This is a genomic window from Citrobacter sp. Cpo037 (assembly GCF_030332945.1).
Taxonomy (GTDB): Bacteria; Pseudomonadota; Gammaproteobacteria; order Enterobacterales; family Enterobacteriaceae; genus Citrobacter; species Citrobacter portucalensis.
This window is the reverse complement of record NZ_JAOWGW010000040.1, coordinates 23,923-50,088: the sequence shown is the minus strand read 5'-3', so window position 1 is coordinate 50,088 and position 26,166 is coordinate 23,923. Positions and strand designations below refer to the sequence as shown.

General features: G+C 52.9%; 24 protein-coding genes and 1 pseudogene. 15 read left to right on the top strand and 10 right to left on the bottom strand.

Going from position 1 to position 26,166, the window contains the following annotated elements:
• Positions 1–170 precede the first annotated feature (170 nt).
• Positions 171–1,889: a DUF4153 domain-containing protein gene (locus tag OGX94_RS03865; RefSeq protein WP_257662217.1), complete on the top strand. Its 1,719-nt coding sequence runs from the start codon at positions 171–173 to the stop codon at positions 1,887–1,889.
• A gap of 109 nt (positions 1,890–1,998) precedes the next feature.
• On the opposite strand, the gene hslO is transcribed toward OGX94_RS03865, so the two are convergent.
• From hslO to igaA, 4 genes are all read right to left on the bottom strand, one after another.
• A complete protein-coding gene (gene hslO, locus OGX94_RS03860; RefSeq protein WP_003023531.1) occupies positions 1,999–2,877 on the bottom strand; it encodes an Hsp33 family molecular chaperone HslO in 879 nt (292 codons plus the stop codon).
• Positions 2,878–2,901: 24 nt separating this feature from the next.
• On the bottom strand, positions 2,902–3,303 hold the full coding sequence (hslR, locus tag OGX94_RS03855; protein ID WP_016157639.1) for a ribosome-associated heat shock protein Hsp15: 402 nt from the start codon (positions 3,301–3,303) through the stop codon (positions 2,902–2,904).
• A 10-nt stretch (positions 3,304–3,313) separates the two neighbouring features.
• On the bottom strand, positions 3,314–3,982 hold the full coding sequence (yrfG, locus tag OGX94_RS03850) for a GMP/IMP nucleotidase (RefSeq protein ID WP_003023533.1): 669 nt from the start codon (positions 3,980–3,982) through the stop codon (positions 3,314–3,316).
• 62 nt (positions 3,983–4,044) lie between these two features.
• On the bottom strand, positions 4,045–6,180 hold the full coding sequence (gene igaA, locus OGX94_RS03845; protein ID WP_286568750.1) for an intracellular growth attenuator protein IgaA: 2,136 nt from the start codon (positions 6,178–6,180) through the stop codon (positions 4,045–4,047).
• 322 nt (positions 6,181–6,502) lie between these two features.
• On the opposite strand from igaA, the gene nudE reads away from it, so the two are divergent.
• Positions 6,503–7,063, top strand: coding sequence for an ADP compounds hydrolase NudE (gene nudE, locus OGX94_RS03840; protein ID WP_003827667.1), 561 nt, complete (start codon positions 6,503–6,505; stop codon positions 7,061–7,063).
• A gap of 105 nt (positions 7,064–7,168) precedes the next feature.
• Here nudE and mrcA read toward each other — a convergent pair whose 3' ends face one another.
• The gene (gene mrcA, locus OGX94_RS03835; RefSeq protein WP_257662218.1) at positions 7,169–9,721 is read right to left on the bottom strand and encodes a peptidoglycan glycosyltransferase/peptidoglycan DD-transpeptidase MrcA; all 2,553 of its coding nucleotides are present in this window, start codon (positions 9,719–9,721) and stop codon (positions 7,169–7,171) included.
• A gap of 120 nt (positions 9,722–9,841) precedes the next feature.
• On the opposite strand from mrcA, the gene OGX94_RS03830 reads away from it, so the two are divergent.
• From OGX94_RS03830 to OGX94_RS03770, 13 genes and pseudogenes are all read left to right on the top strand, one after another.
• The gene (locus OGX94_RS03830; RefSeq protein ID WP_003827671.1) at positions 9,842–10,621 is read left to right on the top strand and encodes a type IV pilus biogenesis protein PilM; all 780 of its coding nucleotides are present in this window, start codon (positions 9,842–9,844) and stop codon (positions 10,619–10,621) included.
• Entirely contained in the window at positions 10,621–11,160 is a 540-nt protein-coding gene (locus OGX94_RS03825; protein ID WP_257662219.1) for a PilN domain-containing protein, read from the top strand. Before OGX94_RS03830 ends, OGX94_RS03825 begins: the two co-directional genes overlap by 1 nt.
• Entirely contained in the window at positions 11,144–11,599 is a 456-nt protein-coding gene (locus OGX94_RS03820; protein WP_032934157.1) for a HofO family protein, read from the top strand. Before OGX94_RS03825 ends, OGX94_RS03820 begins: the two co-directional genes overlap by 17 nt.
• The gene (locus OGX94_RS03815; protein WP_032934159.1) at positions 11,589–12,002 is read left to right on the top strand and encodes a HofP DNA utilization family protein; all 414 of its coding nucleotides are present in this window, start codon (positions 11,589–11,591) and stop codon (positions 12,000–12,002) included. Before OGX94_RS03820 ends, OGX94_RS03815 begins: the two co-directional genes overlap by 11 nt.
• On the top strand, positions 11,905–13,152 hold the full coding sequence (hofQ, locus tag OGX94_RS03810) for a DNA uptake porin HofQ (protein ID WP_003827676.1): 1,248 nt from the start codon (positions 11,905–11,907) through the stop codon (positions 13,150–13,152). The genes OGX94_RS03815 and hofQ overlap by 98 nt, the downstream gene beginning before the upstream one ends.
• Before the next feature lie 404 nt (positions 13,153–13,556).
• Positions 13,557–14,078 (top strand): shikimate kinase AroK, encoded by a 522-nt coding sequence (gene aroK, locus OGX94_RS03805; protein WP_003023552.1) that lies wholly within the window; start codon positions 13,557–13,559, stop codon positions 14,076–14,078.
• Positions 14,079–14,135: 57 nt separating this feature from the next.
• Entirely contained in the window at positions 14,136–15,224 is a 1,089-nt protein-coding gene (gene aroB, locus OGX94_RS03800) for a 3-dehydroquinate synthase (protein ID WP_003827681.1), read from the top strand.
• Positions 15,225–15,320: 96 nt separating this feature from the next.
• Complete coding sequence (gene damX, locus OGX94_RS03795) at positions 15,321–16,604, top strand: cell division protein DamX (RefSeq protein ID WP_286568746.1); 1,284 nt, start codon at positions 15,321–15,323, stop codon at positions 16,602–16,604.
• A 117-nt stretch (positions 16,605–16,721) separates the two neighbouring features.
• Positions 16,722–17,558, top strand: a complete 837-nt coding sequence (dam, locus tag OGX94_RS03790) for an adenine-specific DNA-methyltransferase (RefSeq protein WP_003827684.1) — start codon at positions 16,722–16,724, stop codon at positions 17,556–17,558.
• A gap of 17 nt (positions 17,559–17,575) precedes the next feature.
• A complete protein-coding gene (rpe, locus tag OGX94_RS03785) occupies positions 17,576–18,253 on the top strand; it encodes a ribulose-phosphate 3-epimerase (RefSeq protein ID WP_003023561.1) in 678 nt (225 codons plus the stop codon).
• On the top strand, positions 18,246–19,004 hold the full coding sequence (gph, locus tag OGX94_RS03780) for a phosphoglycolate phosphatase (protein ID WP_003827686.1): 759 nt from the start codon (positions 18,246–18,248) through the stop codon (positions 19,002–19,004). The genes rpe and gph overlap by 8 nt, the downstream gene beginning before the upstream one ends.
• Complete coding sequence (gene trpS / locus OGX94_RS03775; protein ID WP_003827687.1) at positions 18,997–20,001, top strand: tryptophan--tRNA ligase; 1,005 nt, start codon at positions 18,997–18,999, stop codon at positions 19,999–20,001. The genes gph and trpS overlap by 8 nt, the downstream gene beginning before the upstream one ends.
• Before the next feature lie 34 nt (positions 20,002–20,035).
• A pseudogene (locus OGX94_RS03770) lies at positions 20,036–20,182 on the top strand (aminotransferase); the annotation flags it as partial.
• Positions 20,183–20,249: 67 nt separating this feature from the next.
• Here the strand turns inward: OGX94_RS03770 and OGX94_RS03765 are convergent.
• The 5 genes from OGX94_RS03765 to nirB all read right to left on the bottom strand — a co-directional run bounded on the left by OGX94_RS03765 (position 20,250) and on the right by nirB (position 25,949).
• Positions 20,250–20,420 (bottom strand): YhfL family protein, encoded by a 171-nt coding sequence (locus tag OGX94_RS03765; RefSeq protein WP_003827690.1) that lies wholly within the window; start codon positions 20,418–20,420, stop codon positions 20,250–20,252.
• Between the two features lie 268 nt (positions 20,421–20,688).
• Positions 20,689–22,062 carry a siroheme synthase CysG gene (gene cysG / locus OGX94_RS03760; RefSeq protein WP_164562441.1) on the bottom strand — a complete coding sequence of 458 codons (1,374 nt, stop codon included), beginning with the start codon at positions 22,060–22,062 and terminating at the stop codon, positions 20,689–20,691.
• Between the two features lie 11 nt (positions 22,063–22,073).
• Positions 22,074–22,883: a nitrite transporter NirC gene (nirC, locus tag OGX94_RS03755; protein WP_008786308.1), complete on the bottom strand. Its 810-nt coding sequence runs from the start codon at positions 22,881–22,883 to the stop codon at positions 22,074–22,076.
• Positions 22,884–23,082: 199 nt separating this feature from the next.
• Entirely contained in the window at positions 23,083–23,409 is a 327-nt protein-coding gene (nirD, locus tag OGX94_RS03750) for a nitrite reductase small subunit NirD (RefSeq protein ID WP_003023590.1), read from the bottom strand.
• Positions 23,406–25,949, bottom strand: a complete 2,544-nt coding sequence (gene nirB / locus OGX94_RS03745; RefSeq protein WP_003827704.1) for an NADPH-nitrite reductase large subunit — start codon at positions 25,947–25,949, stop codon at positions 23,406–23,408. The genes nirD and nirB overlap by 4 nt, the downstream gene beginning before the upstream one ends.
• Positions 25,950–26,166: the final 217 nt, after the last annotated feature.

The window sequence follows — 26,166 nt, the reverse complement described above, 5'->3', positions numbered from 1 at the left end:
TTGGCGGGAATCTTGTGAGTGTAATCGCATTCACGTAAGAAATGAATGTGGGTTATACATAAACAATATCGATTCACTTCCCGTCGTCGTGGTCTGAAATCGCTCTATCAATGCTCAAAATTGTGAAGTTGATGCGATAATTAGCTTTTCCCTTCATTCTGGATACTGACATGGATAGTGCTGAAATTTCACGTACGACGCGTTGGGGCATGATATTCATCGGCCTGTTGCAGGGGACATTATGCTATCTGCTGATGACATATCTGGCGCCCCATAATGACGGCTGGCTGTTCTATGGCATGCCTGCGACGATTGCGATCACCTCGGCCCTTTTGCTTACTGTTGTTTCTTTCAAACAACGCGCGCTGTGGTACTGGATGGCGCTGATCTTTGTTGTCGTGCTGGCGATGAGTGTCTGGCTAAAGTGGCAAGTCGAGGACAGTGATAAGTGGCGGCAACATGAAGTTTTTATGTTCTACGGTTGGCGCCTACTGCTGATGGCGATGCTGGCTTTGCCCTGGATTCAGTACTCGCTTCATGTCTCTCGTGAGCAGGCGCGTTACCCGCATTTTTATCGGCAATTGTGGCTTAATGCGTTGACGTTGCTGATTGTCTTTGTCGCCAACGGTTTGTTCTGGCTGGTGCTCCTGCTATGGAGCGAGATGTTTAAGCTGGTCGGTATTCCCTTCTTCAGCACGCTCTTCTTTGATACCGACTGGTTTGGCTATGTGGCCTTTGGTCTGATTACCGCACTGGCAGTGGTACTGGCCCGTACACAGTCGCGTCTGGTCACGGTGGTACAAAAATTACTGACGTTTATCGCCACCGGTCTGTTACCTCTGGTCGCGCTGTTGGCGCTGATGTTCATACTGACCTTACCCTTCACCGGGCTGGAGGCTATTTCGCAACGCGTGTCTGCGGCTGGGTTGATGTCAACGCTGACGCTGCTCCTGTTGCTGTTGATAGCTATCGTGCGTGAACCGCAAAAAGAGGCGTTACCGTATCCTGGCGCGTTACGCTACCTGATCAAATGCTCTCTGATTGTCGCGCCCATCTATATGCTGATTGCCGGTTGGTCACTGTGGGTGCGAATACAGCAGTACGGTTGGACGCCTGAGCGCGTTTATGGCGTGCTGGTGGTCGTGGTGCTGCTGGTATGGTCGTTTGGCTATCTGGCCAGCATTTTGCGCCGCGGGCGCAATCCGCTTGAGCTTCAGGGGCCGGTCATTCTTGGTGTTTCGTTGCTGGCGTTGGGGCTGTTGGTTCTGCTGTCATCGCCGGTTATTGATGCCTGGCGCATCAGCGTTAACAGCCATATGGGGTTGTATCACAGCGGGAAAATTAAACCGGATCAAGTCAGCCTGTATATGTTGGATCACAGCGGAAAACCGGGGCGCGCAGCGTTGGAAGCATTACAAAAAGATGTGGCGTTTAATCAAGACAGTAAACGCAGACGCGACTTGAATTCTCTGCTGCAAGGGCGCCGGGATCCGGTTAAAGAGCTAACCGCAACACAGTTAGTATCGAAGGTTGTGATGGCTCCGGGGAGCCAGAAGCCAGACGATGCGTTCTGGGCGTTTGTCAAAACACAGGGGTATCGCATCACCTCTTGTGCTGAGCAGAATGCGTGCGTACTGGTGAGTCAGGACCTCAATGCGGATGGTCATCCTGAGCAGGTGTTATATGCCTTTGGCGATGGGGAGAGTCTGGTCTTCGGCATGCAGAAAAACAAATGGGATTTGTTAGCGGTCGCCACGCTACCTGAAGGATTCACTAAGGATAAATTGCTGCAGGCGGTAGCGAATCAGCAACTGGGCTCAACCCCTAGAATCTGGCGGGATATCACTATTGATGGCAAAAGACTGCCGATGACTTATTACACCGAGTGAGTGTGTTGCCGACATCGTTTTTGCCGGATGGCAGCGTGAACGTCTTATCAGGCCTACGACAGTTTTTCCGTAGGCCTGATAAGCGCCGTGCCATCAGGCAAGACAGTGATTAATGCACCTGGGGATCGGCAGGGGAGGCATTGCTGCGGATCTCAGCAATATCCATGGCGTTAAACAGATAGTGACTACCGCAGTAATCGCAGTGCATATCGATCTCGCCTTCTTCCGCCAGAATGCTGTCCACTTCTTCGTCCGGCAACGTTTTCAGTGCGCCTGCGCAGCGTTCGCGTGAACAGGTGCATTTGAACTCAACGTCCTGCGGATCGTAGAGAGTAACTTCTTCTTCGTGGTACAGGCGCCACAGCACTTCGTTGGCCGGCAGCGTCAGCAGCTCTTCGGCTTTGATGGTTTCAGTCAGGGCTGTCAGGTGATCGAAATCATCTGCCTGCGCGTTTTGCGCCGGCATTACCTGCAGCAGCATTCCGCCAGCAGCGGGTTTGCCATCAACGTCGCCAGTGCGGATGAACAGGCGTGTCGGCAGCTGTTCAGAACGCATGAAGTAATCTTCCAGACACGCTGCCAGCGTGTCACCTTCCAGACCGACCACGCCTTGATAACGCTCGCCTTCTTCCGGGGTAATGGTGATCACCAGGTAACCGTTGCCCACCAGCGTTTTCAGATCGGCATCTTCAGGAATATCACCCTGCATGCGGGCCACGCCGCGCATCTGCTGATTGTTGTTGCCGTTGATGACGGCCAGGCTCAGCGGACCATCACCCTGCAACTGCACAGTGATATCTCCGGCAAATTTCAGCGTGGCGGTGAGCAGGCTGGTGGCAACCAGTAGCTCAGCCAGTACGTTTTTGACCGGTTGCGGGTAAGTATGATTTTCGAGGATCTGTTGCAGGGTTTCCGAAACGGTCACCAGTTCGCCGCGCACGGCAAAGTTTTCAAACAGATAACGATGTAATTGGTCATGTTGCGGCATAATCATCTCTCTTGCAGGTGACAGTCACTCGCTGTCGCCGTGTTTAAATCGTAACAGGTCGCGGCGCTCTTTTTTGTCCGGTCGCCTGTCCGGGTGCGGCATGGTTAACGCGTTAAGTTTACGCGCCAGCGCCACTTTTTCGCGTTTTTCCACGCTTTCCGCGGTTTCTTCATACAGCGTAACGGCTTCCGTTGCCGGGCGACGCTGCTCGGTAATGGCCTTGATAATGACCGTTCGCTCGTCATTTCCCTGGCGCAGGGTGAGGGTGGCGTTCAGCTCGACAATCTTGCTTGGCTTACTGCGCTGGCCGTTGTAGTGCACCTTACCGCCTTCAACCATTTCGCGGGCTAGCGCACGCGTTTTGTAAAAGCGTGCAGCCCACAGCCATTTATCCAGCCTGACTTCAGCAGAGGGCTTTTCTTTCATGGCGTCTCCTTCACATCAGTGAGGGGATCAGTCGGCGGTAGTCATTCAGTGACGGATGGCGTGCGTACTGTTTTTCGGCGATGCCGGAGTCGGGATTGGTCACGCCGAGGCAGTAACGAATACCGTACAGAGCAGCGGCGTCGAGAATGGGTTCGCTGTCGTCAATAAACAGCGTCTTCTCTGCACTCATTCCCGTTTCTTCAGCCACAGCGTGCCATAACCGCTGATCCTCTTTGGGATAACCAAATGTGTGGGTGGAAAGTAATAAATCAAGGTGTGAGGCCAGACCGGTATGCTCAAGCTTCACCGCCAGATTATGCGGATGCGCGTTGGTGAGCAAAATGCGGCGCTTGCCGCTGGCTTTTAAGGCATCAAGAAACGGTACGGTATCTTCGCGCAAAACGGCGCGCGGTCCCTGTTCCGTGGTCATGGCGCAAATATCCAGATCCAGGCACTCGCTCCAGTAATCCAGGCAATACCAGTTTAGCGTATGCTGCACGGCATGATACTGCTGACGAATATAGTCCTGAGCTTCCTGAGGAGAGATACCCTGCTTCGCGCCATAGGTTTCCGGCACCAATTTTTGCCAGAAATAGTTATCGAATGCCAGGTCGAGCAGCGTGCCGTCCATATCTAACAACACGGTGTCGACATCCTGCCAGGCAATATTGATATGCATGGAAACTCCCCAGAAGAAAACATGATGCGCGACAGGGTAGCATATCCTGTCGCGCGAGCGTGTTATCGAATCAGGCTTTCCGGGTTGTCAATCAGTGTTGGATTGAGACAACTTTCGTAGTAGCTCTGAATTTCCGCGATGCGGGTGCGGTGACGCTGGTAGCGTCTGAATGCCTGTATGCTGTTGTAGATAGCGCATCCGAGCATGGAGAACATCAGCAGCGTCGTGCCAAGGTAGCGCCATAATCCTGAACGATCCGGAATACGATGCAGGCCAATGTGCTGGGTGCCATTGGCGTCAGTCGAAATATTGGTGACGATCCCCTCCGCGCGAAATGGTGTCTGCATTAGCATCTGCGCCAGGCGCTGGAAGGCGTTCCACTGTTCCTGGGGAGGATAGTCATATAGCGAGGTCGTCGGCCACGGCTGATCGACCAGATCGCTGCCTTCGTCGCTGATAATCAGGAAACCGCCAGGGGCAGGGCTATTCAGCGCCTGGGCTGCTCGCGCAGTCTCGCGTGAAATAAACGGCGCCGTAGAGGTATTCACCAGATTATCCAACGACTCTGCGCTTACCGGACGTAGCAGCACGTTCACGCCATCCAGTTTGCCTGCGTTCGCTCGCTTCACCAGCGCGGCCCAGTCTTTACTGTTACCGAGGTTAACCAGCGCATTTTTTAAGCGTACACATTCATCTTTGGCTGCACACAGATCGGCCGTTTTAAGGACTATCTCACCAAAATCGTCCAGTAACACCATGCCGGACTTTTGGATTGCCGAGCGTAGCGATGTGCTGACGCGAGAGTCATCGTCAGGTTTGGGATGCAGCTGACGGCTCACGGCCTGCGTGAGCGCGGTGGCCTTATTCACCAGGTCAGACTCAGGCAGCGGTAATGCGCGCGCATCATTCCAGATAATTTGCGAGCAATCGAAAGGCATAAACGGCGTGGCAGGCTGCGCATTCCAGCTCCCTTGGGTATGAATGTTACACATACCCGTACCACTCAGGTGCAGCGTGTCACCCACGCGAACGCCCGCGTTTTCGAGCTGTTTAACGCTGGTGGCTTCGATAGTTTGCGCGCCCTTCATCCAGGAGAGCGTGACCTTTATTGGCATATCCAGCGGGATCCAAAACAGCAGCATCAGCAGTACCAGCAACGAGCCGCCTGCGATGACAGCGTTGCGCAGCCAGTGCTGTAACGGGAAGTTTTTCACTTCATCGTGCAGAGATAAAAAACGCCCCTGGCGGGCAACGTGGCGATCGAGATAAATATCGATATCCGTTTGCTGGCCAAGGTCTTGGGCGATGTAAGGTTGCCAGTGAGCTGGGTAGATCAGATCAATAATACCCAGCGAGATATTATTAATTTGTTCCTGGTCGTTTTCGCCAAACAATCCCCAGCGACGCGGCGTACCGCGCAGACAATGAATTTCCCGCAGGGCGCTTTTAGACGGCGGGGCGAACAATCCCCACAGACCCGCAGCTAACAGCAGCACCGCGCCACCGACTGCCCACGGAACAAACGTATTCGGGATAACCAAACAGAAAAAGAACAGCAGGAATGATGCGGTTATCAGCAACGCCTCGCGCAATCCCGAAGGGCGGCTGAGCGCATATTCTTCATGGGTTTCCTGGCGAATATTCAGCAGTTCAATCTGCTCACTTTCTTCACCACGAATGGACGCCTGGGTAGAAGCGGTGTGCTGTAACGCATAACCTCGCGCTTCCTGCATATATTCCTGCAGCGTATGGCCGTTCAACGAGATAACCAGCGGTATCGTATTGGTGTGGATTATCTCAACGCTGTTTTCGTCGTTGATGTATTGTTCCCAGAAAGGGGGAAGATGTACCTCAACGGAATCAAGATAGTAGCGCCATTTGTTAGGATCGTCGGTGGTAATGCCGTAACGTGTAATCGAACGAGTAAGCACGATGACGCTATTACTTTGGGCATTCAACGTTAATGAGACCGGCGCAGCACTGGCTCCCGTGGGACCGGGTACTTGCTGAATTTGACTAAGGCTTTCGAGATAGTTTTCGACTGCGCTGCGTTCTTCAGGTGTGAGTTTACGTTTCGAGGCGTCTGAGAAGACGCTGCTCAAGGGTAAATTTTTCTGCCTGGATTTTGATTTGAGTAGCCATCCTGCAAGCAATGAGCAGGCCAGCAAAGCAGCTAAAAAAATCAGAATGGTGCTCATGCTTTCCCCATCTTACTTAGTCTGTCAGGCGTGGTCAGTCGCACCCTGTTCAATATTCGTGATTCTGTGGTTGGCTATCGGCAAGTGTGGAGTCGAACTTGAGCATCTTTAAATACAGCCCAGTAAATGCGAATCATAGCAAAATCACCAAAAATGGAATATCAGCAAATTCCTGGAGTTATTTCAACCTATTGACTTTTAATTTGAAATAGGGATTAACTTTTAGTACGTTACATAAATGTAAATAAACGGCAATTCACATTGCCGAAACCGTGCGGTATATCGCACAATAACCCCAGATTTCACAGCAAAGATCCTCACAATGAGCAAATCATTACAGAAACCCACGATTTTGAAAGTGGAAACCGTCGCCCAATCCCGGCTGTTTAAGGTCGAAAGCGTGGACCTTGAGTTCAGCAATGGCGTACGCCGCGTTTATGAACGTATGCGTCCATCCACGCGTGAAGCGGTAATGATTGTGCCGATTGTTGACGACCATCTGATCCTTATTCGCGAATATGCGGTCGGGACCGAGTCCTACGAACTGGGTTTTTCCAAGGGATTAATCGACCCTGGCGAAAGCGTGTTTGAGGCGGCGAATCGGGAGCTGAAAGAAGAGGTGGGGTTTGGCGCAAAAGATCTGACGTTTTTAAAGAAACTCAGCATGGCGCCATCTTATTTCTCCAGCAAGATGAACATCGTGGTGGCAGAGGACTTATATCCTGAATCGCTGGAGGGTGATGAACCTGAGCCATTACCGCAGGTGCGCTGGCCGCTGGCGCATTTGATGGACCTGCTGGAAGATCCTGATTTTCATGAAGCACGTAATGTCAGTGCGCTGTTCCTCGTACGCGAATGGCTGAAAGGGCAGGGGCGGCTTTAATTACGATTGCCAACTGATACCTTATCCAGCCTACAAAATTCCGGAAGATCAAATAATTGTACCGAAATTGTAGGCCGGATAAGCGAAGCTCCATCCGGCAATCGATCAGAACAGTTCGTGTGTCTCACCATTATCAATAATGGTTGTTCCCACCTCATGCACCGCTTGTTGCGTCGGCTGTGTGCCTTCAATGAAGTACTCTGCGCGGCTATTGCCACCGCTCGCCAGTTGTCCTGTGCTGCGATCGATATTGACCGTCACGATACCCGGCGGTGGCGTCAGCGGCTGTTCAGGCACACCTTCCAGCACGGATTTCATGTAAGCATCCCATGCAGGCTGCGCACTCTTCGCACCGCCTTCGTAACCGGAGATTTGGTCTTTGATCGCGCCGGAAGCCGTTGTATGACCAAGGTTGCGGCGATGGTCATCAAAGCCGATCCATACCGACGTTACTACCCCTGGTCCGTAACCGGAGAACCACGCATCTTTAGAGCTGTTGGTAGTCCCGGTTTTCCCACCGATATCATGACGCTGTAAATCGCGACCTGCGCGCCAACCGGTTCCCATCCAGCCTGGTTCACCAAAGATATTGGTGTTCAGCGCGCTTTTAATCAGGAAGGCCAGCGGCGTGTTGATCACGTGCGGAGCGTACTCTTGTGTGCCGCTTTGCGCGACCAGAGCCTGGTTTGCCTGCTCAAGTTGCGGCATAGGCACGGCGGCATTCTGCTGTTCCTGCGAGACGGCGACATCTTCTACGTTACTGTTTTCCAGCACATTAGATTTCTGGGTATCGCCATATATCACCGGAATATCGCATTCCGGGCAGGCAATTTTCGGCTTCGCTTCGAAGATAACGCCGCCCATATCGCTTTCAATCTTACTGATGAAATACGGATCGACCAGGAAGCCGCCATTAGACATCACTGCGTAACCGCGTGCCACCTGCAACGGTGTGAACGAAGCAGAACCCAGCGCCAGCGACTCGGTATGCACAATGTTCTGTGCCGGGAAGCCGAAACGTTGCAGATACTCTGCCGCGTAATCCACGCCCATGGCGCGCATGGCGCGTACCATGACTACGTTTTTCGACTGACCCAGCCCCTGACGTAAGCGGATAGGACCGGCGTACTGCGGCGGGGAGTTCTTCGGCTGCCAGTCGGAACCAGCACCGGCATCCCAGCGGGAGATCGGCACGTCGTTGAGCATGCTCGCCAGCGTCAGACCTTTATCCATCGCGGCGGTATACAGGAATGGCTTGATGTTGGAGCCCACCTGACGTAACGCCTGGGTTGCACGGTTAAACTTGCTCTGGTTGAAGTCAAAACCACCAACCAGCGCCAGCACCGCGCCGTTTTGCGGATTGATGGAGACCAGGGCTGAGTTGACGTCCGGCACTTGCGCCAGCCACCAGGCATCTCCCACCTGGCGTACCCAGATTTGCTGGCCAGTCTGTACTACGTCAGTCACTTTACGCGGCGTTGGGCCTTGTTGAGTATCTGAACGGTAAGGACGCGCCCAGCGCATACCATCCATCCGTAATGACACTGATGTACCATCCGCCAGCGCGGCAATGGCTTCCTGTGGATTGGCGCTGGTAACAACCGCCGGCAGCAGGGGGCCATAAGTCGGCAGCGCTTTCAGCGTATCGGTAATTTTCTTGCTGTCCCAACTGCTTTCGCCCACTTTCCACAGCACGTTCGACGGGCCGCGGTAGCCGTGGCGCATGTCGTAATCCATCACGTTGTTACGTACTGCCTGCTGAGCTGCCTGCTGTACTTTGCGCGTAATGGTAGTGGTGATGCGATACCCGTCTTCGTAGGCTTTCTCGCCATAACGGTTATACATCTCCTGGCGCACCATTTCAGACAGATACGGTGCAGAGAAAGCGATTTCCGGCGCGTGGTAGTTAGCGTCAATGGCCTTGCCGCGCGCCTGATCGTACTGGGCCTGCGTGATGTAGTTTTCGCTCAACATACGCGACAGTACAACGTTACGTCGCGCGGTTGCACGGTCCATCGAATAGAGCGGGTTGAAGGTTGACGGCGCTTTTGGCAGACCGGCAATCACCGCAATTTCACTTAAGCTGAGTTGATCCACTGTCTTACCGAAATAGACCTGCGCGGCAGCACCCACGCCATAGGCGCGATACCCCAGATAGATCTTGTTCAGATACAGTTCGAGGATCTCATCTTTACTCAGCAGTTGTTCAATGCGGATCGCCAGGAACACTTCTTTGATCTTACGCATCAGCGTACGTTCCGGGCTCAGGAAGAAGTTTCTCGCCAACTGTTGGGTAATGGTACTCGCCCCTTGCGAAGCGTGACCAGAGAACAATGCGACGCTGGCCGCACGGAAGATCCCCACCGGGTCTACCCCATGGTGCTCATAAAAGCGGCTGTCTTCTGTGGCGATAAAGGCTTTAACCATTACCGGCGGCATCTGATCCAGTGTGACCGGGATTCGACGTTTCTCGCCATATTGCGCGATTAGCTCGCCGTCAGCGCTGTAAACCTGCATCGGGATCTGTAAACGCACATCTTTGAGCGTCGCGACGTCAGGTAATTGCGGCTCGATATAGCGATAAAGGCCATAAATCGAGCCTGCTCCCAGCAGGATGCAACATACTGCAAGGATTAATAAATACTTTACGAACTTCACTGGAGATTTCCCATTTAGTGGCATTTGGGCAGTTTATAAACAAACGCGCGGTAGTATAAAGGCAAGCCAGACGCATTGATATACCCGTTAAAGCGACGGGTGATAAGGAGATCATCAGCAATGGCTTTCAATATCTGGAAAATTGGTCTGCATATTCAGCAACATGAAGCGCTGGCTGTCGCTATCGTTCGCGAAGCATCAGGTTGGTATCTGCAACGCTGGTGGCGTATACCGCTGACGCCTCAGGTTATCGTCGATGGCCACATTCGCGAGCCTGAACAGCTGGTCGCCGCGCTACTGCCGTGGAGCCGGGAGCTCCCTCGCCGACACCATATTCATCTCTCTTTTCCCGCCAACAGGACGTTACAAAAAAAGTTTCCTCGTCCGACAATGACGTTACGCGAGCCAGAGCAAACCGCATGGTTGTCCGGTTCGATGGCGCGTGAACTCGATATGGCGCCGGATGCGCTGCATTTTGATTATAGCGAAGACACGTTGAGCCCGGCGTTTAACGTCACTGCTGCGCAAAGCAAAGAGATTTCAGCGCTTCTGACGCTTATCCAAACCCTGAAGGTGCAGGTTACGGCGATTACACCGGATGCCAGCGCGTTACAGCGATTTATTCCCTTCTTGCCAGAGCATCAGCAGTGTCTGGTATGGCGTGATGACGCCCAGTGGTTATGGGCGACCCGTTCGGCATGGGGACGTAAATCAACGGGCGATATTGGCAGTATCGATGAGCTTGCCACGACATTATCTCTGCCCACGACAGCCATTGCGCAATGCTCCCCTGGCGGCTTCGACCCTTTGAGCGCCGTGTCTGTACGCCAGCCGCCCATTCCAACGCAAAGCCATCACTTCGCCATTGCGCTGGGACTCGCTATGGGAGGCGCGTACTGATGATAGCGACCATTAATCTTCTGCCCTGGCGTCAGACTCGGCGTTACGCTTGCCTGCGCTTCTGGGGCATCTTATTTAGCGCTTCGCTACTGCTTAGTAGCGGCGTGTTGTTGCGCTATTACAGCGTGTTGAGTGTAGAAAATCGGGCTGAATTGTTGCTGGCAGATGCCGAAAAGACGCGTGCCGAGGCCTTAATGGCGCTAAAGCCGCGTATGCAGCAGCGCCAGCAACGATGGCAACAGGTGCAGGCACGGAACAAACAGCGTGAGCAGACCCGAAGCTGGCAGTCGGTATTGCAAGAGCTGGCGGAATTCCTGCCTGAGCAGGCGTGGTTAACAAAAATGGCCTGGCAGCAGGACACGCTGGAACTGACGGGAAACACGCTGAACTTTGCCGCGCTGCAGGCGCTGGAGGCGCAATTACGCCAGCAGCCATTGTTTCAGTTGAGCAGCCCCGGTGAAACGCAGCAGGATGCGCAGGGACGCTGGCAATTCCACTATCGACTGACACGGAGCGGTGCGCATGATAACGATCTGTGATGTCTGGTTAGCGCAGTCGCCGCGCTTTCGACTCATCTGCTGGTGCGGCTGGATGTTAGGGCTACTCATACTGGTGACGTTATGTCTTTATCCCGTCGCGCGGGAGCGGACGATGCAACGCGAGACGCTGGTCCAACAACGGGCAGCTATTCAGATGCAATGGCGAGATGTCTATCTGCTGGCGGCATCACCAGCAGAGCCGGAAGAGAAACTGACCCTGTTCTCCCCGCTGCTGTTTCAGACTTCACTTACTCGTCTTATCCACTGGCAACCCTCCGCGCAAGGCGGAGAGATGGCGCTGATATCGGCCTGGGATGCTATCCCGCAGACGTTTGTCCAGTTGGCGGATCAGGGGATGAACGTCAGCCGATTTTCGCTTAGCGCAGAAGACACGGAGTTGCTGCTAACGCTACAGCTGGAGCGTCTGAATGACGGTTGAACGCTGGCTGTTGGCATGTATGAGCGTACTGATGCTCACCGGTATGCGTAATCCCTTCCTGCCGCCGGAGGACCGCTGCCAAATTGCTGAGATGTCGACATGGCGCTTTCAGGGCATGGTGAGCCAGGGCACGCGACCCATCGGCATCGTTCAGGATAGCCAGAAAAAATGGCGGCGGGTTAAGCCAAATGACGTCCTGAAAAACGGTTGGACGATTACGCAGATAACGGCCCAGAACATAACCCTCGATACAGAAAAAAACTGCGAACCGCCGCGATGGCAGTGGCAACGACAAGGAGCGGTAAATGAAGCGATGGATAGCGTGGATAGTAATAGCGCTGGCGGTCGGGATAACGAGCGCGCTGGCGACGAAACCGCAAAACGTGACGCTGGTGCTCGATGATGTGCCGGTTACGCAGGTATTGCAGGCGCTGGCTGAACAGGAACAGAAAAACCTGGTGGTTTCGCCAGATGTCAGCGGTGTGCTGTCGTTGCATTTGACGGATGTCCCCTGGAAGCAGGCATTGCAGACGGTGGTAAAAAGTGCCGGGCTGGTATTACGCCAGGAGGGCAATATCCTGCATGTGCATTCTGTTCAATGGCAGAGTGAAAATGCGGCCCGCCAGGACAATGAACAGGCGCGGATTCAGGCCAGTATGCCGCTGGAGCAGCGCAGCATTATTTTGCACTATGCCGATGCTGCCGAGCTGGCAAAAGCAGGAGAAAAGCTGCTCAGTGCCAAGGGAAGCATGACGGTGGATAAACGGACCAACCGCTTACTGCTGCGTGATAATAGCGTTGCGCTTAACACCCTGGAAAAGTGGGTATCGCAAATGGATTTGCCGGTTGCCCAGGTCGAACTGGCGGCGCATATCGTCACCATAAATGAAAAAAGTTTGCGCGAGCTGGGGGTGAAGTGGTCGCTGGCTGACGCACAACAATCGGGGGCGGTTGGGAATGTTACAACGCTTGCCAGCGACCTTTCTGTAGCCACTGCCACATCCCGTGTGGGATTTAACATTGGCCGCATTAACGGTCGTTTACTGGAACTGGAGTTGTCTGCGCTGGAGCAAAAACAGCAGTTGGATATCATCGCCAGTCCACGATTACTGGCATCTCACCTGCAACCTGCCAGTATTAAGCAGGGCAGTGAGATCCCTTATCAGGTCTCCAGCGGTGAAAGCGGTGCGACATCCGTCGAGTTCAAGGAAGCGGTACTGGGGATGGAGGTAACACCAACGGTATTGCAGAAAGGGAGAATCAGGCTGAAACTGCATATCAGCCAGAATGTTCCCGGACAGGTTCTACAGCAGGCAGATGGCGAAGTGCTGGCTATCGACAAGCAGGAGATTGAAACGCAGGTCGAGGTAAAAAACGGCGAGACAATTGCGCTTGGCGGGATTTTTTCACATAAGAATAAATCCGCAGCCGACAGCGTGCCGCTATTAGGCGACATTCCCTGGCTTGGCTCTCTTTTTCGCCATGATGGTAAAGAAGATGAACGGCGCGAATTAGTGGTCTTTATTACGCCCAGACTGGTTTCAACGGAATAACTTATGCATGAAAAGCCATTGTTTTTGCACTGAACACGTTTCAGGGATTTGACGTGAGGGTGTATTTAGCATACAAGGAGTACCGATTTGAGCGTCGGTACTTTTCTTTACTTATGCGGCAGTGAATACGCTTTGCCTTTCCGGTGGTGTGCCATAGGCTTATTGGGTGTCATTTGACTGCGCGATACGTCGCCAGGTCTGATGTTTGCAGGGTAGCATGCCTGCCACGACCAGAAATGCGTTAGGTTTGGTGATTTATTCAGTTGCCAAACCCGCTTGAGTATTGAGATAATTTTCAGTCTGACTCTCGCAATATCTTATGAGGTTTCAGTTCATGTCCTGCTGCGCTGGGTGTCTGCGAAGCGGGTTTACCATTAACGAATAGTCTTAGTAGTACCGAAAAAATGGCAGAGAAACGCAATATCTTTCTGGTTGGGCCTATGGGTGCCGGAAAAAGCACTATTGGGCGCCAGTTAGCTCAACAACTCAATATGGAATTTTACGATTCTGATCAAGAGATTGAGAAACGAACCGGAGCTGATGTGGGCTGGGTCTTCGATGTAGAAGGTGAAGACGGCTTCCGTGATCGCGAAGAAAAAGTCATCAACGAGTTGACGGAAAAACAGGGTATTGTGCTGGCAACTGGCGGTGGCTCTGTAAAATCACGTGAAACACGTAACCGTCTTTCCGCGCGTGGCGTCGTGGTCTATCTTGAAACGACAATTGAAAAACAACTTGCACGTACTCAACGTGACAAGAAACGCCCGCTGCTGCAGGTAGAATCACCGCCTCGTGAAGTTCTGGAAGCGTTGGCTGACGAACGCAATCCTCTGTACGAAGAGATTGCTGACGTGACCATTCGCACCGACGATCAGAGCGCAAAAGTCGTAGCAAACCAGATTATTCATATGTTGGAAAGCAACTAATTCTGGCTGAATACACACTCGTCTGCGGGTACAAGTAACTAAGGTGGATGTCGCGTAATGGAGAGGATCACAGTCACTCTCGGGGAACGTAGTTACCCTATCACCATCGCGGCTGGTTTGTTCAATGAGCCAGCTTCATTCTTACCGCTGAAATCGGGCGATCAGGTTATGTTGGTGACCAACGAAACCCTGGCTCCCCTTTATCTCGATAAGGTTCGCGGCGTACTTGAACAGGCGGGTGTTAACGTTGATAGCGTTATCCTTCCCGATGGCGAGCAGTATAAAAGCCTGACGGTTCTGGATACGGTTTTCACCGCGTTACTGCAAAAACCGCACGGTCGTGATACCACGTTAGTTGCCCTTGGCGGCGGCGTGATTGGCGATCTGACCGGTTTTGCGGCAGCCAGCTATCAACGTGGTGTTCGTTTTATTCAAGTCCCGACAACCCTGTTGTCGCAGGTCGACTCCTCCGTTGGCGGCAAAACCGCCGTAAACCATCCCCTCGGTAAAAACATGATTGGCGCGTTTTACCAACCGGCCTCCGTGGTGGTGGATCTCGATTGCCTGAAAACGCTTCCTGCGCGTGAGCTGGCATCGGGGCTGGCGGAAGTGATCAAATACGGCATCATTCTTGACGGTGAATTTTTCAGCTGGCTGGAAGACAATCTGGATGCGTTACTGCGTCTGGATGGTCCGGCAATGGCGTACTGTATCCGTCGTTGTTGTGAGCTGAAAGCAGAAGTTGTCGCAGCAGACGAGCGTGAAATGGGCTTACGTGCTTTACTGAATCTGGGACACACGTTTGGCCATGCGATCGAAGCTGAAATGGGTTATGGCAATTGGTTACATGGTGAAGCAGTCGCAGCAGGTATGGTAATGGCTGCCCGTACGTCAGAACGTTTGGGTCAGTTCACCTCCGCTGATACGCAGCGCATCATTACGCTGTTACAGCGAGCAGGCTTACCGGTGAATGGGCCGCGTGAAATGTCCACCGAGGCTTATCTGCCGCACATGCTGCGAGATAAAAAAGTGTTAGCGGGAGAGATTCGTTTGGTGCTTCCGCGAGCGATAGGGAAGAGTGAAGTGCGCGGCGGAGTGTCGCACGAGGTGGTTCTTAACGCTATTGCTGATTGCCAGCAGGCGTAACAACAAGAAAGGTCAGGCTTACGTTGCGAAACGTAGGTCTTTTAGCTTCAGGTTATGTGCAAAGTCGTAAGCATTAACCTTTGAGTGGGGTGTTAAATGGATGAATTCAAACCAGAAGACGAGCTGAAACCCGATCCCAGCGATCGTCGTACTGGTCGTTCTCGTCAATCGTCTGAACGCGATAATGAGCCGAAAATCAATTTTGATGATGTTGATCTGGATGCTGACGATCGCCGTCCTGCGCGCGCACGCAAAGAGCGTGATGAAGAGCAAGACATTGAAGAAGAGTATGAATCTGATGACGATGCGGTGGATGAAGAGCGTGTAGAACGTCGTCCGCGCAAGCGTAAGAAAGCCGTCAGCAAGCCTGCCTCCCGCCAGTATATGATGATGGGCGTGGGTGTTCTGGTACTGCTGCTGCTGATTATCGGCATTGGTTCTGCGCTGAAAGCCCCCTCATCTTCTTCCAATGAGCAGGCAGCATCTGGCGAGAAGAGCATCGATCTCTCTGGCAGCAATGCAACGGATCAGGCGAGTGCAACGACACCTGCAACGGGCGCTGAGCAGACCGTTGGCAATACCCAGCAGGATGTTTCCCTGCCACCGATTTCCTCTACCCCGACTCAAGGTCAGGCACCTGCGGCAACCGAAGGCCAGCAGCGTGTTGAAGTGCAGGGCGATTTGAACAATGCTCTGACACAACCACAGGGTCAGGAGCAGGTTAACAACGCCGTGGTTAACTCTACGCTGCCGACTGAACCTGCGACCGTTGCGCCGATGCGTAATGGTAATGCTGCGCGCCAGACGGCGAAAACGGAAACGACTGAGCGTCCTGCTGCTACGCGCCAGGAACGTAAACAGGCCGTTATTGAGCCGAAGAGCAAACCGCAAACTACGGTGAAAGCGACGCCGACAGAGCCGAAACCTGTTGCCCAGGCAAAACCAACCGTAACTGCTACCGCGCCGACCACCACAACTAAAGCACCTGTGGTAACCGCTACGCCGAAAGCAACCACAACTGCGCCAGCACAGACTGCAACGCCTGCGCCAACGGCGACAGCAACAACGCCTGTTGCTGGCGGAGCGAAAAGTGCAGGTAATGTTGGAGCGTTAAAATCTGCGCCGTCCAGCCATTACACGCTGCAGCTCAGCAGTTCTTCTAACTACGACAACCTGAACGGTTGGGCGAAGAAAGAAAACCTGAAGAACTACGTGCTGTACCAGACGACGCGTAACGGTCAACCGTGGTATGTTCTGGTGACAGGTGTGTATGCGTCTAAAGAAGATGCGAAACGTGCAGTGTCTACGTTACCCGCTGATATTCAGGCGAAAAACCCGTGGGCAAAACCGCTGCATCAGGTTCAGGCCGATTTGAAGTAAGATAGGATATGTTCTGCAATGGTTTGATGTTTCGCCCAATTGCGGGACAAAGACTAAAGCGCAGGATGCTGTCGGAGCTTTCTCCACAGCCGGAGAAGGTGTAATTAGTTAGTCAGCATGAAAAAAAATCGCGCTTTTTTGAAATGGGCAGGGGGGAAATACCCCCTGCTTGATGATATCAAACGGCATTTACCTCAGGGTGAGTGCCTGATTGAACCTTTCGTGGGTGCCGGGTCGGTGTTTCTCAACACCGACTTTTCTCGTTATATTCTTGCCGATATCAACAGCGACCTTATCAGTCTCTATAACATCGTGAAGACGCGTACCGATGAGTATGTGCAGGCTTCGCGTGAGCTGTTTATGCCTGAAACCAACCAGGCTGAGGTGTACTATCGGTTCAGAGAAGAATTTAATGCCAGCGAGGATCCGTTCCGCAGAGCAGTACTGTTCTTGTATCTGAACCGCTTTGGTTACAACGGATTGTGCCGTTATAACCTGCGCGGCGAGTTTAACGTCCCGTTTGGGCGTTATAAAAAACCTTACTTCCCAGAAGCCGAGTTGTACCATTTTGCTGAGAAAGCGCAGAATGCGGAGTTCCATTGCCTCTCCTATGAAGAGTGCATGAACCGTGCGGATAGCAACTCTGTGGTCTATTGTGACCCGCCTTATGCACCGCTTTCGGCGACGGCAAATTTCACTGCGTATCACACCAACAGCTTTAGCCCGAAAGAGCAGGCGCATTTGGCCGAGATGGCAGAAAAGCTGGTCAGTAAGCAGATCCCGGTGTTAATTTCGAACCACGATACGCCCGATACCCGTGAATGGTACCGAGCGGCGAAACATTTTCAGGTCAAAGTGCGGCGCAGCATAAGCAGCAATGGCGGCACGCGTAAAAAGGTGAACGAACTGCTGGCACTGTATAAACCAGGAGTCGTAACGCCTGCGAAGAAATAAATCTCAAGGAGAAGCGGATGAAACAGTATTTGATCGCCCCCTCAATTCTGTCGGCTGATTTTGCCCGCCTGGGTGAGGACACCGCGAGAGCGCTGACTGCCGGTGCCGATGTCGTGCACTTCGACGTCATGGACAATCACTATGTACCGAACCTGACCATCGGACCGATGGTACTGAAATCGCTGCGTAAATATGGCATCACCGCCCCGATTGATGTTCACCTGATGGTGAAACCGGTCGATCGTATTGTCCCGGACTTCGCCGCCGCTGGCGCCAGCATCATTACTTTTCATCCGGAAGCCTCCGAGCATGTCGATCGCACTTTACAGCTGATCAAAGAGCATGGCTGTAAAGCGGGTCTGGTGTTCAACCCGGCAACACCGCTGAGCTATCTGGACTACGTCATGGATAAGCTCGATGTGATCCTGCTGATGTCCGTTAACCCAGGCTTTGGCGGACAGTCCTTCATCCCACAAACGCTGGATAAGCTGCGCGAAGTGCGTCGTCGTATTGATGAATCTGGCTACGATATCCGCCTCGAAGTGGACGGTGGCGTCAAAGTGAATAACATTGGTGAAATTGCCGCGGCAGGCGCAGATATGTTTGTCGCAGGCTCCGCCATTTTCGACCAACCAGACTACAAAAAAGTCATTGATGAAATGCGCAATGAACTGGCGAAGGTAAGTCATGGATAAGTTTCAGGATATTCGGGGCGCTGCATTTGACCTCGACGGCACGCTGGTCGACAGCGCGCCGGGATTAGCCGCAGCGGTGGACATGGCGCTATATGCGCTGGAACTGCCGGTTGCCGGAGAAGAACGCGTTATCACCTGGATTGGTAATGGTGCAGATGTACTGATGGAACGCGCGCTAACGTGGTCCCGTCAGGAGCGCGCAACATTACGTAAAACGATGGGTAAACCGCCCGTTGATGATGATATTCCCGCCGAGGAGCAGGTACGTATTTTGCGTAAGCTGTTCGACAGATACTACGGCGATGTCGCAGAAGAGGGGACATTCCTGTTCCCTGATGTTGCCGACACGCTGGGCGCGCTGCATGCGAAAGGATTGCCGCTGGGTCTGGTGACCAACAAACCGACCCCGTTTGTTGCGCCATTGCTCGAAGCATTAGATATTGCCAAGTACTTTAGCGTGGTCATCGGTGGTGACGACGTGCAGAATAAAAAACCGCATCCGGATCCGCTGCTGCTGGTGGCAAGTAAGCTTGGCATCAAGCCTGAGCAAATGCTCTTCGTAGGGGATTCACGCAATGATATTCAGGCGGCAAAAGCTGCTGGCTGTCCGTCCGTTGGCCTGACCTATGGCTACAACTACGGCGAGTCAATCGCGCTGAGCCAGCCCGACGTTATTTACGACCGTATTAATGAACTACTGCCCGCTCTCGGGCTTCCGCATAGCGAAAATCAGGAATCAAAAAATGACTAAGCCCATCGTTTTTAGTGGCGCACAGCCCTCAGGTGAATTGACCATTGGCAACTATATGGGTGCGCTGCGTCAGTGGGTGAGCATGCAGGATGATTATCATTGCATCTACTGCATCGTTGACCAACATGCCATCACCGTTCGTCAGGATGCTCAGCAGCTGCGTAAAGCAACGCTCGATACGCTGGCGCTGTATCTGGCATGCGGTATCGATCCTGAAAAAAGCACCATTTTCGTGCAGTCTCACGTACCGGAGCATGCACAGTTAGGTTGGGCGCTGAACTGCTACACCTACTTCGGCGAACTGAGCCGTATGACCCAGTTCAAAGACAAATCCGCGCGCTATGCGGAGAACATCAACGCCGGTCTGTTTGATTATCCGGTACTGATGGCGGCAGACATCCTGTTGTATCAGACCAACCAGGTACCGGTTGGCGAAGATCAGAAACAGCATCTGGAACTGAGCCGCGATATCGCCCAGCGCTTCAACGCTCTGTATGGCGACATCTTCAAAGTGCCTGAGCCGTTCATTCCTAAATCCGGCGCGCGCGTGATGTCGCTGCTGGAGCCGACGAAGAAAATGTCCAAGTCGGATGACAACCGCAACAACGTGATCGGCCTGCTGGAAGATCCGAAATCTGTGGTTAAGAAAATCAAACGTGCGATGACCGACTCCGAAGAGCCGCCGGTTGTACGCTACGACGTGCAGAACAAAGCGGGTGTTTCCAACCTGCTGGATATCCTCTCTGCGGTCACCGGTAAGAGCATTCCGGAGCTGGAACAGCACTTCGAAGGCAAAATGTATGGTCATCTGAAAGGTGAAGTCGCAGAGGCCGTTTCCGGTATGCTGACCGAGCTTCAGGAACGCTATCACCGTTTCCGTAACGATGAAGCTTTCCTGCAGAAAGTGATGAAAGAAGGTGCGGAAAAAGCCAGCGCCCGCGCATCTGTTACGCTGAAGGCCGTTTACGAAGCGATTGGTTTTGTCGCCAAGCCGTAATGCTCCCTGCAATACTGAAGAAACCGGGTTACGCCCGGTTTTTTTTCGCCTTTCGGGGACGTTTCGCGAAGCGAGTCCGTCGTTGGGCGATTATGCGATTCAAATCAATCCAAACCGAAGTGGTGAAGAAACGGTGCTGCGTATTTTGCGCGAGAGCGTGAGTGCGATAACATGTGAATGAGCACCTAATCTATAAATGCAAAAACCGGGAAGTTCCCGGCTTTTTTGTATCTGCGCAATCGCTTCTATTACTGATTCGCAGCCGGGCCACAGCCACCAATAATTTTTGAAATTGAAATTGCTGGATGCAGGAAATAATCGTAGCTGCAGTTATTTTTTGTGTTTTCGATATGACCAGTGCATGCGGTCAGCGTAGCCAGAACACCAGCAACTAAGGTGATTTTTGCAAATTTCAGCATGTTAAAATCCTTGTAAGATATCTATTTTAAAATGGATGAAGTCCATTTCTCGGCGGTTAAGATATCAACTAAGATAAATTTTAAGTAGTCCGGATAAAGACATGGCTAGCTTTATATAATTAATGAATTAGATTGTAGGGTAGTCATATTTTAATTAATGATTAATGGTCGGATTTCTGGAGGGGGATATAGCAACTTTCGTTTATTATTTATATCTGCTGGGTGATAAATAAATGCCCTGAATATCAGGGCATTTATTAGCATTCAATTAATGATTCGAAAACCAGTTCAGCTTATCGCGTAACCCTACCACACGACCAACAATAATTAGCGCTGGGCTTTCAACCTGTTGTGCCAACTCTCCTAGCTGAGTTAGCTCTCCATTGACGACACGCTGTTTCACGGAGGTACCGTTTTCTACCAGGGCGACGGGCATATCGGGCTGCATGCCAAATTCGATCAATTTTTCCTGGATCGTGGCCGCCTGGTTTAGTCCCATGTAGAACACCAGCGTTTGTTTCTCTGCTGCCAGGTTTTCCCAGTCCAACTCACCGCCGGTTTTCAGGTGTCCGGTAACCAGACGTACGCTCTGAGCGTAATCACGATGGGTCAGTGGAATGCCGGAATAGGCAGAACAACCGGAGGCTGCGGTAATACCTGGCACTACAGAGAATGGAATACCAGCATGGCACAGCGTTTCCAGCTCTTCGCCACCGCGGCCAAAGATAAACGGGTCGCCACCTTTCAGTCGTACCACGCGCTTGCCCTGTTGTGCTTCACGCAGCAGAATCTGGTTGATCTCTTCCTGTGGTACGCAGTGATAGCCCGCACGTTTACCGACGAATACCCGGTCTGCGTCGCGGCGTACAAGGTTCATGATATCGTCGGAAACCAGACGGTCATAGACCACGACATCCGCTTGCTGGATCTGCTGTAGCCCTTTCAGCGTCAGCAGGCCGGCATCGCCAGGACCGGCGCCAACCAGCACCACTTCGCCACGGTGATCCAGCGGTTCGCTGAGCATTTGCTCGGTGGTTTCCTCGACGGCTTTCAGGTCATTGTTCGCCAACGACTGCGCCAGGCGGTCATTCACGAACAATTTTTCCCAGAAGCGGCGACGTTCACCCATGCTGGTAAACTGTTTCTTCACACGGGAGCGCAACTTGCCGGCATACTGCGCGACCTGGCCCAGATGCTGAGGTAGTACAGATTCAAGCCTTTCACGCAGCAGACGGGCAAGCACCGGCGATGTTCCGCCGGAGGAGACCGCCACCATCAGCGGCGAGCGGTCGATAATGGAGGGCATGATAAAACTGGCTGCTTTTGGCGCATCGACCACGTTGCAGAAGATACGACGTGATTCTGCTGCGGTGCTGACGCTTTGGTTGACGGCATCGTCATCGGTGGCGGCAATAGCCAACCAGCAGGTGTCGAGCAGGGACTCATCGAACGGTCCCTCCACCAGCGTCAGCATATTTTCATCTGCCCATACTTTGAACTGCGGAATAAACGCCAGCGCATTAACCGTTAAACGGGCGCCAGCTTCCAGCAGTAACCGCGCTTTGCGTTCTGCGACATCACCACCGCCGACGATCAAGCAGTCGCGGTCACGTAGTTGACAAAATATAGGCAAATGATCCACGACATTACCCCTTAATTATTGGCAGCAGCCTCTGGCTGATTGATTTTTGCCGGAGCCGGACGCTCCGATTTTGGCGTAGCATACCAATAACCTAATCCCATGAATACGACACCGGACAAAGTATTACCGAGTGTCACCCACAGCAGGTTATGACCAATTCCTGACAGGGTATAGGCTTCGCTGTGATGGCCGAACCAGGAGAGGGCAAACAGCGTCATGTTGGCAACGGAGTGCTCGTAGCCGGAAGCAATAAACGCCAGCAGACACCACCAGATAGCGAGGAATTTTGCCGCGCCTTCGGTACGGATTGCCATCCAGATTGCCAGACAAACCAACCAGTTACACAGTGCCCCTTTAAAGAACAGCACCATCGCAGGCGCGGTGGTTTTCGCCAGAGCAACAGAATGGACGATGCTGGTATCGACCGGCAGCAGGCTACCGCCGCCCCAGCTGTAAAGCAGAGCGACAAACACGGAACCGACCAGGTTACCCAGCCAGGTTTTTGGCAGGATTGCCCACATCTGGCCGTGACTTATGGTGCCCGCTTTGACGCCGAGCGTCAGGAACATGGTATGTCCGGTGAACAGTTCAGAACCGGCAATAATGACCAGTGTTAAGGCAATACCAAAGGTTGCACCCATCACCAGAGGACGAACGGACGGGTCGAGCAGATTACCGAGGGTGAAAATAAGAATGATGCCGAGACCAACATAGGCTCCCGCCATTGCCGAACTAATCCAGAATCCGAGCGGGTTATTAGCCGACAGGCGTGCGATGCGCGCAGCGTTAGCCGCACACTTATTGATAGTGTCTGTGAACATGTGTTGATTATCCTTTTCTCACTTCATCCTTTGCCCTGCCTCTTTGTTGGCTGCCCTCGCTCACCCCAGTCACATAGTGAACTATGCTCCTGGGGATTTGCTCAGTTGCCGCCGCGATGCAGTACAAATGATTTTGTGATAACAATGAAAATGAAAAAAAATACAAAAAAGGGGAGGCGTTGCGCCTCCCAAAAATTTATTAACCGCGCAGTTGCACCGTGCCGTCTTTCACTCGCGCTTCGTAATGTTTCACGGAGAACTGTTCGTCTTCCATGCACAAACCGTCGCTTAAGCGAAAACGCTGCTTTTTCAGCGGGCTGGCAACCCACAATTCGCCCTGATGTTCAGCAATCAGCCCACGAGAAAGCACGCTGGACTCAAAGAACGGGTCGATGTTGCTGATCGCAAACACCTGGTCGCTGTGATACGGGCGGAAAATCGCAACCTGCTCGTTACCTAACAGGGCGCAGACGCCTGTCGCAGGCAGAATGTCATCGATTTTGCAGATGTTTTTCCACTGGCTCATGCGTTTTCCTCCACCAGAGTCACCGGGATACGCTCATAAGGCGTGGCCGGACGATGTTGTTCACGTTCAGGCACAACCTGGACATTCGGATCGCGTTTTTCGCTGTTGATAAAGTGTTTGAAGCGAACCTGCGCGGATGGGGTGTTAACGGTTTCTGTCCACTCACACACCACTGCTTCACGCAGACGAGCCATCTCTTCTTCCAGGTGCTGGTTCAGGCCCAGCTTGTCGTCGATGATGACGGACTTCAGATACTCGATACCGCCTTCCAGATTGTCTAACCACGGTGCGGTACGGGTCAGTTTGTCAGCGGTACGGATGTAGAACATCATGAAACGGTCAAGGTATTTGAGCAGCGTTTCGCGATCGATATCCGCGGCCAGCAGGTCCGCATGACGAGGTTTCATCCCGCCGTTACCGCAAACGTACAGGTTCCAGCCTTTCTCAGTGGCGATGATACCCACGTCTTTGCCCTGAGCTTCCGCACATTCACGGGTACAGCCGGAGACGCCGAATTTCATTTTGTGCGGGGTACGGATGCCTTTGTAGCGATTTTCCAGCTCCACGCCGAAGCCAACGCTATCGCCGACGCCGTAACGGCACCAGGTGCTGCCTACGCAGGTTTTCGCCATACGCAGCGCTTTGGCATACGCGTGACCGGTTTCAAAACCGGCTTCAATCAGCTGACGCCAGATTTCCGGCAGATCATCTTTCTGCGCGCCGAACAGACCGATACGCTGAGAACCGGTAATTTTGGTGTACAGGTTAAACTCACGCGCGATACGGCCCACAGCCACCAGGCCTTCAGGGGTAATTTCGCCACCCGCAGAGCGCGGGATCACGGAGTAAGTACCGTCTTTCTGGATGTTCGCCAGGAAGTTGTCGTTGGTGTCCTGCAACGGCGTGTGCTGTGGTTTGAGGATGTACTCATTCCAGCAGGAAGCCAGCAGGGAACCGACGGTCGGTTTACATACTTCGCAGCCGTAGCCTTTCCCGTGTTTTGCCAGCAGCTCTTCGAAGGTTTTGATGCCTTCTACGCGGATGAGATGGAACAGTTCCTGACGTGAGTACGGGAAGTGTTCGCACAGATTGTTGTTAACTTCGATACCCTGTTTCGCCAGTTCGGCGTTCAGGACCTGCGTTACCAGTGGGATACACCCACCGCAACCGGTACCCGCTTTGGTTTCCGCTTTCAGCGCCGCAACGGTATGACAGCCTTTGTTGATAGCGGCAATCAGCATGCCTTTGGTGACATCGAAGCAGGAGCAAATCTGCGCGCTATCCGGCAGTTTATCGACACCGATAGACGGCTTACCGCTGCCCGCGTGTGCTGGCAGAATCAGTGAATCCGGGTTTTCCGGCAGCTCGATGGCGTTCAGCACCAGTTGCAGCAGATTGCCGTAATCGCTGGTATCGCCCACCAGAACCGCGCCGAGCAGGGTTTTGTTATCTTCGCTAACGATGAGGCGTTTGTAGACTTCTTTGCTTTCGTCGAGATAGACATAGCTACGTGCGCCCGGCGTGCGCGCATGCGCGTCGCCAATACCGCCGACGTCAACGCCGAGCAGCTTCAGCTTGGCGCTCAGGTCCGCGCCTTCAAAGGCATTTTCGGTCTCGAGAATATGGTCAACGGCAACCTGCGCCATTTTGTAGCCCGGAGCGACCAGACCATACACGCGGTTGTTCCAGCTGGCGCATTCGCCGATAGCATAGATGTCCGGGTCAGAGGTCTGGCAGGTGTCGTTAATGACGATACCGCCGCGAGGGGCGACGTCCAGGCCGCACTGGGTGGCCAGTTTGTCGCGTGGACGAATACCGGTAGAGAAGACGATGAAATCAACTTCCAGTTCGCTGCCGTCGGCAAAACGCATGGTTTTGCGCGCTTCGGTGCCTTCCTGAACGATCTCTTTGGTGTTTTTGCTGGTGTGCACACGCACGCCCATGCTTTCAATTTTGCGACGTAACTGCTCGCCACCCATATGATCCAGCTGTTCAGCCATCAGCATTGGGGCGAATTCAATCACGTGGGTTTCAACGCCGAGGCTTTTCAGCGCACCGGCGGCTTCCAGGCCCAGCAGACCACCGCCGACCACGGCACCGCGTTTGCTGCGGCGTGCGCAAGACTCAATGGCGTTGAGGTCTTCGATGGTGCGGTAAACGAAGCAGTCCTGGGTTTCCGAACCTTTAATCGGTGGGATCCACGGGTAAGAGCCCGTCGCCATGATCAGCTTATCGTAGTAAACCGTACGACCTGCGCTGGAGTGGATCACCTTCTCCTGGCGGTTAATGGTAATTGCGCGCTCGCCCACTAACACCTTAACGCCGTGCTTCTCGTAGAATCCTTCACGCACTAGAGAAAGCTCTTCAGCGGTGTGGTGGGAGAAGTAGGAAGACAGGTGTACGCGGTCGTACGCTTTGCGGGGTTCTTCACAGAAGACGGTAATATCAAAATTGGCAGCGTCGGATTTATCAAGAAGATCCTCAATAAAGCGATGGCCGACCATACCATTACCGATAATAGCGAGTCTGACTTTGCTCATTTTTGCCTCGATTTCTTTTCTATTACTGCCTACCTTAACGATTCAGCAACCGCGCTTATTGATGCAAATCAAATTCGCCCTTATATACTCCTTAAGAGGTATATAACTGATTTATCAGCATTTTTATAAGTGACGGAATTATTTGGGTTTTCGTGTTTGTATAAATAGCGTACAAATTAAGGGGTTTTTGTAAGAATTGGCCTACATGACCAGTGAA